A 13,102-nucleotide genomic window follows, 5' to 3' on the forward strand; every position below is an offset into this window, starting at 1 on the left:
GTGCCCTCCGCCCGCCCGGGCTCGGGGCCGGGGCGGGCGGCGGGAACGGGCGGCGGGCCCCCGGGCACGGCGGGCCCGCCCGGGGTCAGGCGCGGAGCCAGACCGCCGTGTCGGAGGGGAGGCGGGCGTCGTCGGTGAGGTCGCCCGAGGTCAGCAGGATCTCGCTGTGCGCCGGCAGCTCCGCGGGCCCCTCGCCCAGGTTGACCACGCAGACGAAGTCCCCGCCGCGGCGGAAGGCGAGCACCTCGGAGGAGGTGTCCAGCCAGCTCATCGGCCCGTCGCCGAGCCCGGCTTCGGCCGCCCGCCGCCGCAGCGCCGCACGGTAGAGCGCGAGCATCGAGCACGGGTCGGCGGCCTGCACCTCGGCGGTGCGCCGCGCCCAGTCCGCCGGCTGCGGCAGCCACGGCTCCGCGGCCCCCTCGGGGCTGAACCCGAACGGCGCCGACGTCCCCGACCACGGCAGCGGCACCCGGCAGCCGTCGCGTCCCGGGTCGGTACCGCCCGACCGCAGGTACATCGGGTCCTGCAGCCGGTCCACCGGGATGTCCTCGACCTCCGGCAGCCCCAGCTCCTCGCCCTGGTAGACGTACACCGAGCCGGGCAGCGCCAGCGTGAGCAGCGCCGCGGCCCGGGCGCGGCGGGTGCCGAGTTCCAGGTCGGTGGGGATGCCGAACGCCTTGGTGGCGAAGTCGAAGCCGGTGTCGGCCCGGCCGTAGCGGGTGACCGTCCGCGTCACGTCGTGGTTGCACAGCACCCAGGTGGCGGGCGCCCCGACCGGCTCGTGCGCGGCCAGCGTGGTGTCGATGGAGGTGCGCAGTCGTCCGGGCTCCCACGGGCACGACAGGAAGTCGAAGTTGAACGCGGTGTGCATCTCGTCGGGCCGCAGGTAGCGGGCGAACCGCTCGGCGTCCGGCATCCACACCTCGCCCACCAGGATCCGCGCGCTGGGGGCCCCGCCCGGCCGCACGCCGGGGGAGTAGGAGTCGGCGATCCGCCGCCAGGAGCGGTAGATGTCGTGCAGGTCGTCGCGGTCGATGTACGGGTGCGGCGACGCCGGGCCGGACGCCGCGCCGGAGTCCGGGCCGGGCAGGTCCGGCAGGTCGGGGTCCTTGCTGACCATGGCCGCGGAGTCGATCCGCACGCCGCCGGCGCCGCGGTCGAACCAGAACCGCAGGATGTCCTCGTGCTCGGCGCGGACCTCGGGGTGGTTCCAGTTGAGGTCCGGCTGCTCGGAGTCGAAGAGGTTGAGGAACCAGTCGCCGGGGGTGCCGTCCGGGTTGGTGGTCCGGGTCCAGGCCGGCCCGCCGAACTGCGACGGCCAGTTGTTGGGCGGCAGTTCACCGTTCTCGCCGCGGCCCGGCCGGAACCAGAACCGCTCCCGGGCCGGGCTGCCCGGTCCCGCCGCCAGTGCCTCGCGGAACCACGGGTGGGTGGCCGAGATGTGGTTCGGCACGATGTCGATGATCGTTCTGATGCCCAGGGCCAGCGCCTCCGAGATCAGCTTCTCGGCCTCGGCGAGGGTGCCGAAGACCGGGTCGATGTCGCGGTAGTCGGCCACGTCGTACCCGCCGTCGGCCATCGGCGACGGGTACCAGGGGTTGAACCACAGAGCGCCCACGCCCAGTTCGGACAGGTAGGGCAGGCGGGACCGCACCCCGGCGAGGTCGCCGGTCCCGTCGCCGTTGCTGTCGGCGAAGCTCCGCGGGTAGACCTGGTAGATGACCGCGCCGCGCCACCAGTTCTCGTCGGCCTCGGGCTGAGGGGTGTCTGCCACGTCAACGTCCTTTCGGGCAGGAGGGACCCCGCCGCCGGCCCCGGATGGCGGGGATTCGGGTAAGAGAGCCGGCGGCGGAGTGCTGTGGGGTGGTGCGTTACGTGAGGCGTGCGGTCCGGCGCGGTGGCGGCGATCAGCCCTTGAGGCTGCCCGCGGTCAGGCCGGACATGATGTTGCGCTGGAAGAGCAGGAAGATCAGCAGGGTCGGCAGTGCGGAGATGGCCAGCGCGGCGATCAGCACGTTCTCCGGAACACCCTGCGACAGCGAGCGGATGCCGATGTTGATCGGCTGCTTCTTGGGGTCGGGCTCCACCAGCATCGGCCAGAGGAAGTCCTTCCAGACGTTCACCACCGCGAAGATCGAGACCACGCCGAGGATCGGGCGGGACATCGGCAGCACGATCGACCACAGGGTGCGCAGCGGGCTGGCCCCGTCGATCGCGGCGGCGTGCATCAGGTCCTCCGGGATGGAGTCGAAGAACCGTTTGAGCAGGAAGATGTTGAAGCCGTTGGCGACCGTCGGCAGCCAGATCGCCCAGGGCGTGCCGATCAGGTTGACGTGCAGCACCGGCAGGTCCAGCACGGTCATGTACTGCGGGACGATCAGCACGGTCGCCGGGATCATCAGGGTGGCGAGCATCGCGCCGAGGATCAGCTTGCCGAGCACCGGCCGCAGCTTGGAGATGGCGTACGCGGCGGCCACGTCGAACACGAGCTGGAAGGCCAGCGCGCCGAACGCGTAGTAGAGCGTGTTGAACAGCAGCCGGGCGATCTGCAACTGGCTCCACGCGGTGTGGTAGTTGCCCGGCTTCGGGTGGTGCGGGAAGAAGGTGGGCGGATTGGCCACCACTTCCTGGGCCGATTTGAACCCGCCGGTCGCCATCCAGTAGAGCGGTCCGAGGAAGACCAGCGTGAAGACGACGATGACGACGGTCAGCACGATCCGGTAGACCAGCCGTCCGCGCGGCCGGCTGAGCGCCGCCGGGGATATCAGAGTCCGGTTCTGCGAGGTGAAGGACGCTGCCATGATCTGTCTCTCTTCCTTCCCTGTCGCTGATCAGTCGCTGTTCCGGCTGAGGCGCGCGTACACGCCGGAGAAGGCGGCGAGTACGAGCAGCAGGAAGAGACCCAGCGCCGCGGCGCTGCCGAAGTTGTTGTAGCTGAACGCGTACTGGTAGACCATGTAGACCACCGTCATGGTGGAGTTCTGCGGCCCGTTCCCACCGGTGAGCAGATACACGTTGGTGAATTCCTGCATGGTCGCGACGATCTGCAGCAGCAGCATCATCGACAGCACCAGCCGCGTCTGCGGAATGGTGACGTGCCAGATCTTGCTCCACAGCCCGGCGCCGTCCAGGTCGGCGGCCTCGTACAGCTCACCCGGGATGTTCTGCAGCGCCGCCAGATAGATCAGCGTGGCGCTGCCCATGTTCATCCAGGTCGCCGCGATGACCACCGAGATCATGGCCGTGTGGGACGAGTCCAGCCATTGTGACGTGGGCAGGTGGAGGCTCTTCAGTACGTGGTTGAAGAGGCCGTAGTCGGGGTTGTAGAAGTACTTGAAGAGCAGCACGCCGGCGACCGGCGGGAGCATCACCGGCAGATAGACCAGAACGCGCAGATAAGCCTGCGCGTGCCGCAGTTCGTTGAGCACGATGGCGACGACGAACGGCACCGCGAAGCCGATCACCAGGGCGTAGAGGGTGAACTGCGCGGTGTTCTTCCACGCCGTCCAGAAATAGGGGTCGTGGTACACCCGGTCGAGGTTCTTGAAGCCGACCCAGGAGGTCACGCCCCGCTTCTTCTGCTGGAAGCTCATGATGAATTCGCGGACCATCGGATACCACGAGAACATCAGGAAGCACAGCACCGCTCCGATGAGGAAACCGTGCGCCTGGAGGTTGTTCTTCACCTTGCGGCGCGTGCCGGTGCCGGCCGTTCGGCCGGCCGGCCGGGTCGGCCGCCGGGCGTGGCCCTGGGTCGTGTTCTCGGGGACGGTCGTCGCCGCCATGGGTGCTCCTCGGCTGGGGAGATGTGCTGTGCGGTCCGGTGCCGCCGCGCGGGGGCCGGCCTGAGACCGGCCCCCGCGCGGGGCTGTCCTGTTACTGGCTGGCTGCCAGCAGCGAGTTGACCTGCGTCTCGGCGGTGGAGAGCAGCTTGCTGATGTCGGCGTTCTTGTTGGTCAGCACGCCGGACATCACGGTGTCGAGCACGGTGTAGATCTTCTGGGCGTTCGGCGGCTCGGGGAGCACCGGCACCTGCGCGTCCACGTAGGTCTTGAAGTTCTCGACCGGCACGGTGGCGTTGGCGGTCTTGGTCTCGGTGTCCTTGGCCTTGGAGGCGCCGGTGAAGAAGAAGGGCTGCGGCAGGCCGACGGGCAGACCGTCCGTCTTGTTGCGCGGGTAGTTGAACTGGCCCTTCTCCAGGGTCAGGAACTTGAAGTTGACCCAGGCGATGCCGGCCTTGATCTGGTCGGGGGTGTCCGACTTCTTGAACATGTAGTCGGCGCCGCCGAACAGCGCGGTCTTGCCGCCGGGGATCGGCGCCATGCCGATGTCCTCGAACTTGGCCTTGTACTGCTGGACGACCAGCGGGATGTCGTCCGGCGCGCCGACGTACATGCCGATCTTGCCGGTGCCCATGGCCTTCTGCACGTCACCCCACTGCAGACCCGGGGTGGCCGGCATGGACTTGTCGGTCCAGCGCATGTCGTGCAGCGACTGCAGCACGCTCTTGGTCTGGTCGTTGTTGAACGCGGCCTTCTGGCCGCTGTCGTCGACCGCCTTGCTGCCCACGCCGTACATCTCCGACACCAGGTGCCAGCCGCCCTGGTTGCCGGCGCTGTTGTCCATGTAGCCGTTGATGCCCTTGCTGCCCAGCTTGTCCTGGATCGTCTTGGCGTCCTGGCGGACCTCGTCCCAGGTCGTCGGCGGCTTGTTGGGGTCGAGCCCGGCGTCCTGGAAGATCTTCCGGTTGTAGATCAGGCCCATCTGGTAGTTCGAGGTGGGCAGGCCGTAGAGCTTCCCGCCGTCCTTCAGGACGCCCAGGACACCGGGGTCGATGTCCTTCAGGTTGGGGACGGTCCTGTCGTTGACGTACGCGCTGATGTCCGCGGCCTGGCCGGCGTCGAGCACCTGCTGCAGGTCGGTCATGTAGGTGTAGTAGCTGTCGGTCTCACTGCCGGCCTGCAGCATGGCGGTGAACTTGGCCGGGTCCTCACAAGGGAAGGCGTCCTTGCTCTTGACCGTGACGTTCGGGTAGGTCTTGTTGAACTCCGCGACGTCGTCGGTCCACTGCTTGCGCTCGGCCGGCTTGGTCGTCGGCGGCTCGCAGTCGACCGAGATCGTGACCTTGGTCTTCGGGTCCAAGGGGGTTCCGGCGCTGGAGCCGGCAGCCTTGCTCCCCGAGTCGTCCTTCTTGCTGTCGGAGCACGCGGCACCGGTCAAACCGATCCCCGCGACGAGGGCGACTGCCACCAGTCTGCGGTAGCCGATTCCACTCATTTCTCAACCCTTCCCCTGAACCACTGCGCGTCGTTGGACTGCGATCTGGGACCCCCGCGGCATGGATGCACATGATGTACGGCGTCGGTGTGCGCCGCCGTCCCGGGTTGGCTCAACGTACTGAAGCCGATAGATGACCGCAAGATGTCGCGTGAATTTCGCAAAGACACGACTCGGTTACGACGTGGAAGCCCGCATCCGCGCAGCGTGCGGAGCTGCGCCCCGCGCAACCCGGACGGCGCGGCGTTCCCGCCGCTCAGGGCCGGGAACGGCGACGGCGCCGGAGCCGGGACGGATTCCCGACTCCGGCGCCGTCGCCGGACCCTGTGCCGCCGTGGCGGCCCGTCACGCGTTCGTGCGCGCCTCCGGGTGCGGGATGCGGGCGGCGTGCGGCGCCGGGCCGGTGGAACCGCGCACCACCAACTCCGGCTCGAAGAACAGCTCGTCGTGGTCCACCTTGGCGCCGCTGATCTCCCCGGCGAGCAGGTCCACGGCGGCCCGGCCCATCGCCTCGATCGGCTGGCGGACCGTGGTCAGCGGCGGTTCGGTGCAGTTCATCAGCGACGAGTCGTCGTAGCCGATCACCGACACGTCGTCCGGCACCGACAGCCGGCGGCGGCGCGCTGCCCTGATCGTGCCGAGGGCCAGCAGGTCGGAGGCGCAGATGAACGCGGTGATGCCGCGGGCCAGCAGCCTGCTTGCCGCGGCCTGGCCGCCCTCCAGGGTGAACAGCGCGTGCTCGACGGTGACCGACGGATCGACCCGGCGCGCGGCGGCGAGCTTGCGGCGCGAGGGCACGTGGTCCGGCGGGCCCAGGACCAGCGCGATCCGCTGGTGGCCCAGCGAGATCAGGTGGTTCATGGCCTGCTCGACCGCCACCGCGTCGTCGCACGACACCCGCGGGAAGTCCAGGTGGTCGATGGCGGCGTTCATCAGCACGGTCGGCAGGTTGCGCTCGGCCAGGCGCGCGTAGTGGTCGTGCGGGGACTCGGCCTGCGCGTACAGGCCGCCGAAGAAGACCACGCCCGACACGTGCTGCTGCAGCAGCAGTTCGACGTAGTCGGCCTCCGACACCCCGCCGGCGGTCTGGGTGCAGAGCACCGGGGTGAAGCCCTGCTGGGCCAGCGCGCCACCGACGACTTCCGCGAAGGCCGGGAAGATCGGGTTCTGCAGCTCGGGCATGACCATGCCGACCAGCCGGGCGCGTTCGCCGCGCAGCTGGGTGGGCCTTTCATATCCGAGCACGTCAAGGGCGGTGAGGACCGCGGCCCGGGTGGCGTCGGAGACGCCGGGCTTCCCGTTCAGCACCCGGCTGACGGTCGCCTCGCTCACCCCGACCTTCTTGGCCACCTCGGCAAGTCGTCGTGTCATGCCGTCGATTCTAGTACAGGAGGCGCAAGATTCTTGCGCCCTGCTTGCGGGATCTCTGCAAGCCATCCCGAATTTTCGACATCCCATCGACATATTGCCGAGTCGTGCCGCATACCAGAAGGCTCTTTGCGCCCCCCGGTTACGCTGTGCCTCCGCCGCCCCGGTGGTCCCCGTCGCCGCCCCTGCCCCCGCCGCCGCTGTTCCCGTTCCCGTTCCCGTTCCCGGCCCCGCTCCTGCCCCCGTTCTCCCGTAAGTGCAGGGCCCGCAGGGCGATCTCGGTGGCGAACCGGTCGTCGGGGTCGTTGAGGCGCTCGCCGAAGGCGCGGTCGAGGATGCGCAGCCGGTAGCGGACCGTCTGCGGATGCACGCCGAGCTGCTCGGCGACCTGCGCCGCGGTGCCGCGGGTGGTGAGCCAGATCCGCAGGGTGTCGATGAGCCGGGTTCGCTGAGTGGCGGTCAGCCCGACCAGCGGATCGAGGTACTTGTGGGTGATCTGGTCCACCAGCGCGGGATCGCCGAGCAGCCACAGCGGCAGCAGGTGGTCCTCGCTCAGGGTCACCTCGCCCGCGTCGATCACCCCGGAGTCGGTGAGCGCCAGGGTGTGCCGGGCCCAGCGCAGCGAGTCGGCGGCCTCCCCGAGTGGCACGGTCAGCCCGACCGCGGCCCGGCAGCCGCCGAGCGCGGAGGTGAGCGAGGCGCGCCGCTGGGCGGTGAACGGTCCCGGCACCAGCAGGTGCGGCTCGGGATCGGCGAGGTCCACCAGGACGTCCCGGTCCAGCAGCGCCCGTGACGGATGGGCGTCCGGGGCGAGGGCCACCAGCGTGACCTCCTCCGGCAGCGGCCAGGCGGAGTGCTCCGCGAGTTCGGCGAGGACGCCGCGGGCGACCGCGGCGCCGCCGAGGATGCGGCGCAGCAGTCGGCGGCGGCGGTTGTCGGGTTCCTCGCCGAGTTCGGCGAGCGCCTGCTCGTAGCCCTCGCGGGAGAGTTCGGCCAGGTCGCCCATGTACGCGAAGAGCGCGTCGGCGAAGGTGAGCATGAAGGACGCGGAGAGGTTGTAGCGCCGGCCGACGGTGCGCACCCGGCGCAGCGCCACCTGGCAGCCGATCCGGTACGCGGCCTGCAGCGAGTCCAGGCTCCTGCCCTCGTACGCCTCGAAGCGGCCGAACTGGCGGCACAGGTCGTCCCGCAGGGCGCTGGTGGCGGTGGGTGCCGCGACCCTGTCCACGAAAGTGGCGATGCTCTGCTCGATACCGAATTTGATCACCCGGGCGTTGGGGCCTTCCAGCAGGTGACCGTATTCGGGGATCGCCGCGACGATTTCAGCGGCCATCTCCTTTAATAAACTGGGGAGTTCTGGTCGCATCACAGCGGCGAACTCCCGTGGAATCGGACCCATCGGTTCCGCTTGTTCCGGGGTCTGCCGCATGACGGTCATCCCCTCCCCCTTCCCGGACGCTGGTCATTGCGTCGGTGACCTCGCTGCAAGATAGACCACGTGTGCACGGAGCGCAGCACCTCGGACACGGAAACGTTATCGGTGCTGTGCGGTCTGCGATGCGGCGGAGACGGCGCGGTGGATCACCGTGGTCCGGCGCGTGCCGGATCGCCGCGGCCGTATCCGGCCGCCGCCCCGGCGCCGACCGTACCGCGCCGGCCGCGCGGCGGAGGCGGGAACCGTTCCGGCGCCGGCGGTTGCTCACCTTCTCACAAAAACCACCGGGCGCCTGTTGCCGCGGTGACAAAGAAATACCCGTCGGTAAGGTCCGCCGCAGAATCTTGGCGCGGATTATTGCGCCCCCGGGTTACCCGTGCGTAACGTCCAGCCCCGCAAGGGCAACCGACCGGAATCGGTACCCGTATCCAGGTAGTGAGTCGCAACCGAATTCTCGCCCTGAACAGCGAGGACCGCGGTTTATCAGGCACGTCCACTCAAGGGAAGGACCAGCCCGTGCGCAAGCTCTCCACTCTCACCAGGACCGGCCTCGTCGCCGGCTCCGCGGTCGTGGCCGCCGTTGCCTTCGCGGCCGCTCCGGCCAACGCCGCCGGAACCTGGACCGTGTCCGGTGGCGGCAGCTTCACCGGTAAGTCCACGAACTCCACGCTGACCGACACCAGCACCGGCACCCAGCTCAAGTGCACCTCGTCGTCGGCCGGCGGTTCCGCGGCCAACGGCACCGGCCTGTCGGGCACCAACATCGGCACGATCAGCAGCGTCACCTGGAGCGGCTGCTCCGGCCCGCTGGGCATCACCTTCAACGTCACGGCGGACGGCCTGCCCTGGCACCTCAACGCCGTCAGCTACTCGGGCGGCGTCACCACCGGCACCCTGACCGGTGTCAAGGCCCACATCGGCGGGTTCGGCTGCACGGCGAGCTTCGCCGGCGCGTCGTCCACGGCGACCGCGACGCTGGACGTGAAGTACAACAACAGCACGCACGTGCTGTCCCTGCTGGGCACGGGCAACCTGCACGCCTACGGCGTGTCCGGCACCTGCCTCGGCCTGATCAACTCCGGCGACCCGGCCTCGTACAAGGGCGACTACACCCTGACGCCCGCCACGCTGAGCATCACCTCGCCGTGATCCCGCGCTAGCGCGACGGCACTCCCCGCACCAGCAGCGACCCCGGCTCCGCGACCCGGAGCCGGGGTCCTGTACTCAGCCCGGCGACAACCGCGGGCCGGGCCCCGGCGCGGCCCGCTCACTGGACGACAAAATTCCGTTTTTCCCTTGTCATCCGGTGACAAGAATTCCCGCCTCGGGCAACGACTCCCGTCTTCGGCCGCTCGATCACTTGTCTGAGCTAATTACCCGCACGTAATGTCCAGGCGCCGAGCCTGCCTTGAGGAGTTCCGAGATGAGGGGTGGCGTGAGACCGCGTCGATCGGTGCGGTTCGCGGCCGTCGCGACGGCGGCACTGGTGGCGGGGGCGCTGCCGGGCACGAACTCCGCGGCCAGCGGGGGGCGGGGCGAACTGTCCCTCGCCTATGCCTGCCAATTCGCCTCCGGTGAGCAGGACGTGACGATCGCTTTCACGCAGCGATTCCCGCAGACCGCGACGGCCGGAAAACCCATTCAGCCCGGTGACCTGGCGATGGCCGTGACCATTCCGCGGGCCGGCGTCACCGCGATGCTTCCGGCAGCCACCGCTTCGGTCAGCGCCGAGAGCGACCTCACCGCCCACATCACCCAGGGGTCGTCCGACGCCGACGCCGACTGGTCGGGACTCACCGCGCCCGAGACCTCCCTGGCCGGGACGGACGACGTGGTGCTCACCCTCACCGGCAAGGCGCCCGCCGTCACGGTCACCGCGTCCGGCGACGTCGCCTTCTCCGTCGGGGTGCTGACGCTCACCCTGCATCCGCGGGCGGCGGCCGCCGGCACCCCCACGACCCCGGCCCCCGGCCCGACGACGGCCCGCGCGGCGGGGACGGCCACGGCGGCCGCGACGGACACGAACGCCACGACGGCCGACGGCACGACGGCCAACGGCACCGCGTCGGACGGCACCACGGCGGACGGCACCACGGCGAGCGGGGCAGCGGCCGCGGGCGACGTGACCGGCACCTGCACCCCCGAGCCGGGCCAGGACGCCGTCCTGGCCACGGTCCATGTGCCGGGTCCGACCGGCACCACGCTCCCCGGCCACTCCGCCGCCGCCGGCCCGGTCGCCGGGCGCGGCGGCCGGTCCACCGGCCACGCCTCCGGCGCCGACGGGACCGCGTCCGGCAGCTCCGGGCCGTCCGCGGCGGCCGGCCGGGCGGGCGGCACCATCGTCCCGCTCGACCAGCCCGTCCACTCCGGCGTCAGCACCTGCGGCAAGACCCCGATCGCCCCGCTGGACCCCAGGCGCCTGCCTCCGGTGAGCGACACCGGGATCGTCGTGCCCATGCCCGGCCAGCCCGCCTTCCCGCCGGGACCGATGTGCGGTTTCGCAGTGGGCTTCTCCAACGTCAACAAGCTCAACGGTGCAATGATCATCAACGATCCGCACGCCAAGCCGGTCCTGGCCGAGGTCAACTCCGGTCAGCGCAAGGTCCTGGACTACTCCAAGCAGTATGTCGAGGTCGACTCGATCATCGACCTGAGGCTGCCGCCCTCGGCGTCCACGTTCCTCACCTTCGGCTTCATGCCCACCACAGCGGACGTGGAGTTCATCCCCCGCGGCGTGTTCACCGTGGTGCAGACCGGCGACGACTTCTTCGGCGAGCCGATCCTCACCACCATCGGCGGCTACCAGGACATCCGGATCCACAACGTGCGGATCAACGGCACCCCGCTGGACGTCGGCCCGGACTGCCACACCGCCAAGCCCCTCGACATCGTGCTGCACGGGCGCAAGGACAGCGGCCTGCCCGACGACGACGGCAAACCCGACTACTTCATCGACGCCGGCGGCCCGCTCACCGACGAGGACCTGGTGATCCCGCCGTTCACCGGCTGCGCCTCGCACGGCGAGAACCTCGACGCGCTGTTCACCGCCGCGCTCTCCGGCCCCGGCAACTCGCTCAACATCTCCCAGGGCCCCCTGTGCGACCCGATCAACGTCCCGGAGTCGTGCCTGCCCGAGATCCCGATCCCGCAGCTCCCGCAACGCAAGAAGAGCTGACCGGAAGAGCCGACCCGCCCGTCCATCCAACTCACCCCCCGGGAGGTGCAATGGGAATCGAAGTGACCGTCGAGGGCCTGACCAAGTCCTTCGGCAAGCAGACCGTCTGGCAGGACGTGACGCTCACGCTGCCGCCCGGCGAGGTCAGCGTGATGCTGGGCCCCTCGGGGACCGGCAAGACGGTCTTCCTGAAGTCGATCATCGGCCTGCTCAAACCCGAACGCGGCCGGGTGCTGGTCGGCGGCGTCGACATGGTCAACAGCCCCGAGCGGGACGTCTACGAGGCCCGCAAGATGTTCGGCCTGATGTTCCAGGACGGCGCCCTGTTCGGCTCGATGAACCTCTTCGACAACATCGCCTTCCCGCTGCGCGAGCACACCCGCAAGAAGGAGTCGGAGATCCGCCGGATCGTCATGGAGCGGATCGACATGGTCGGTCTGCTCGGCGCCGAGGGCAAACTGCCCGGCGAGATATCCGGCGGCATGCGCAAGCGGGCGGGCCTGGCCCGCGCCCTGGTCCTCGACCCGCAGATCATCCTGTGCGACGAACCCGACTCGGGCCTGGACCCGGTGCGCACCTCCTACATCTCCCAACTGCTCATCGACCTCAACGCGCAGATCGACGCGACGATGCTGATCGTCACCCACAACCTCGACATCGCCTCGACCGTGCCCGACAACATGGGCATGCTCTTCCGCCGCGAACTCGTCGCGTTCGGGCCCCGCGAGCTGCTGCTGACCAGCGACGAGCCGGTCGTGCGGCAGTTCCTCAGCGGACGGCGGGCCGGCCCGATCGGCATGTCGGAGGAGAAGGACGAGGCGACGATCGCCCGCGAGCAGCTGCACGGCGAAGGCGTGGGCTCCGGCGAACCGCCGCGGATCGTCCCGCAGCTCGAACCCACCCCCGGACTGCCGCCGCGGCAGGCCGTCCAGCGGCGCCGGGCGCGCGTGCTGGCGATGTGGGACACGCTGCCGGCCTCCGCCCGCACGGCCATCACCACCGGTCTGACCCCGCAGGGGGAGCCGGCATGACCGCACCCGTCCGCCCGGCCGGCCGCGTGCGCGCACCCCGCCAGGGCTTTCCCGGCAGCGGGGCGCTGCGCGAGACCGGCCAGTTGATGACGCTGGCCGCCACCACCGTGCGGGACGCCTTCCGGCGGCCGTTCCAGGTGCGGGAGCTCATCGAGCAGTTCTGGTTCGTCGCCAGCGTGACGATCCTGCCCGCGGCCCTGGTGTCCATCCCGTTCGGCGCCGTCATCGCCCTGCAAGTGGGCTCGCTGACCCAGCAGTTGGGCGCCCAGTCGTTCACCGGCGGCGCGAGCGTGCTGGCCGTCATCCAGCAGGCCAGCCCGCTGATCGTGGCTCTGCTCATCGCCGGCGCCGGCGGCAGCGCCATCTGCGCCGACCTCGGATCGCGCAAGATCCGCGAGGAACTGGACGCGATGGAGGTGATGGGCGTCTCGCCGGTGCAGCGGCTCATCGTGCCGCGGGTGCTGGCGACCATGCTCGTCGCGGTCTTCCTCAACGGCCTGGTCTCGGTGGTCGGCACCGCGGGCGGCTACTTCTTCAACGTGGTCCTGCAGCACGGCACCCCCGGCGCGTACCTGTCCAGCTTCTCCGCGCTCGCCCAGCTCCCGGACCTGTACATCAGCGAGATCAAGGCGCTCGTCTTCGGGTTCATCGCCGGCATCGTCGCCGCCTACCGCGGCCTGCACCCCAAGGGCGGCCCGAAGGGCGTCGGCGACGCGGTCAACCAGTCGGTGGTCATCACCTTCCTGCTGCTGTTCTTCGTGAACGTCGTGCTCACCGCGATCTACCTGCAGCTCGTCCCGCAGAAGGGAGCCTGAG

General features: G+C 69.9%; 10 protein-coding genes. 4 read left to right on the forward strand and 6 right to left on the reverse strand.

Going from position 1 to position 13,102, the window contains the following annotated elements; translation table 11 throughout:
- Positions 1-85: 85 nt before the first annotated feature.
- The 6 genes from K7862_RS02050 to K7862_RS02075 all read right to left on the reverse strand — a co-directional run bounded on the left by K7862_RS02050 (position 86) and on the right by K7862_RS02075 (position 8,083).
- The gene (locus tag K7862_RS02050) at positions 86-1,774 is read right to left on the reverse strand and encodes a glycoside hydrolase family 13 protein (protein WP_222959829.1); all 1,689 of its coding nucleotides are present in this window, start codon (positions 1,772-1,774) and stop codon (positions 86-88) included.
- Between the two features lie 133 nt (positions 1,775-1,907).
- The gene (locus K7862_RS02055) at positions 1,908-2,801 is read right to left on the reverse strand and encodes a carbohydrate ABC transporter permease (protein ID WP_222959830.1); all 894 of its coding nucleotides are present in this window, start codon (positions 2,799-2,801) and stop codon (positions 1,908-1,910) included.
- A 30-nt stretch (positions 2,802-2,831) separates the two neighbouring features.
- The gene (locus K7862_RS02060) at positions 2,832-3,785 is read right to left on the reverse strand and encodes a carbohydrate ABC transporter permease (protein WP_222959831.1); all 954 of its coding nucleotides are present in this window, start codon (positions 3,783-3,785) and stop codon (positions 2,832-2,834) included.
- Between the two features lie 91 nt (positions 3,786-3,876).
- Positions 3,877-5,277 carry an ABC transporter substrate-binding protein gene (locus K7862_RS02065; RefSeq protein ID WP_222959832.1) on the reverse strand — a complete coding sequence of 467 codons (1,401 nt, stop codon included), beginning with the start codon at positions 5,275-5,277 and terminating at the stop codon, positions 3,877-3,879.
- A 345-nt stretch (positions 5,278-5,622) separates the two neighbouring features.
- The gene (locus K7862_RS02070; RefSeq protein WP_222959842.1) at positions 5,623-6,648 is read right to left on the reverse strand and encodes a LacI family DNA-binding transcriptional regulator; all 1,026 of its coding nucleotides are present in this window, start codon (positions 6,646-6,648) and stop codon (positions 5,623-5,625) included.
- A gap of 139 nt (positions 6,649-6,787) precedes the next feature.
- A complete protein-coding gene (locus K7862_RS02075) occupies positions 6,788-8,083 on the reverse strand; it encodes a PucR family transcriptional regulator (protein ID WP_222959844.1) in 1,296 nt (431 codons plus the stop codon).
- A 513-nt stretch (positions 8,084-8,596) separates the two neighbouring features.
- Here K7862_RS02075 and K7862_RS02080 point away from each other — a divergent pair.
- The 4 genes from K7862_RS02080 to K7862_RS02095 all read left to right on the forward strand — a co-directional run bounded on the left by K7862_RS02080 (position 8,597) and on the right by K7862_RS02095 (position 13,101).
- The gene (locus tag K7862_RS02080) at positions 8,597-9,229 is read left to right on the forward strand and encodes a hypothetical protein (protein WP_222959846.1); all 633 of its coding nucleotides are present in this window, start codon (positions 8,597-8,599) and stop codon (positions 9,227-9,229) included.
- A 286-nt stretch (positions 9,230-9,515) separates the two neighbouring features.
- Positions 9,516-11,255: a DUF6801 domain-containing protein gene (locus tag K7862_RS02085; RefSeq protein WP_308011797.1), complete on the forward strand. Its 1,740-nt coding sequence runs from the start codon at positions 9,516-9,518 to the stop codon at positions 11,253-11,255.
- A 50-nt stretch (positions 11,256-11,305) separates the two neighbouring features.
- On the forward strand, positions 11,306-12,286 hold the full coding sequence (locus K7862_RS02090; protein WP_222959850.1) for an ABC transporter ATP-binding protein: 981 nt from the start codon (positions 11,306-11,308) through the stop codon (positions 12,284-12,286).
- On the forward strand, positions 12,283-13,101 hold the full coding sequence (locus tag K7862_RS02095) for an MlaE family ABC transporter permease (protein ID WP_222959852.1): 819 nt from the start codon (positions 12,283-12,285) through the stop codon (positions 13,099-13,101). The genes K7862_RS02090 and K7862_RS02095 overlap by 4 nt, the downstream gene beginning before the upstream one ends.
- Position 13,102: the final 1 nt, after the last annotated feature.

It is taken from the genome of Actinacidiphila acidipaludis (assembly GCF_019890725.1).
GTDB lineage: Bacteria > Actinomycetota > Actinomycetes > Streptomycetales > Streptomycetaceae > Actinacidiphila > Actinacidiphila acidipaludis.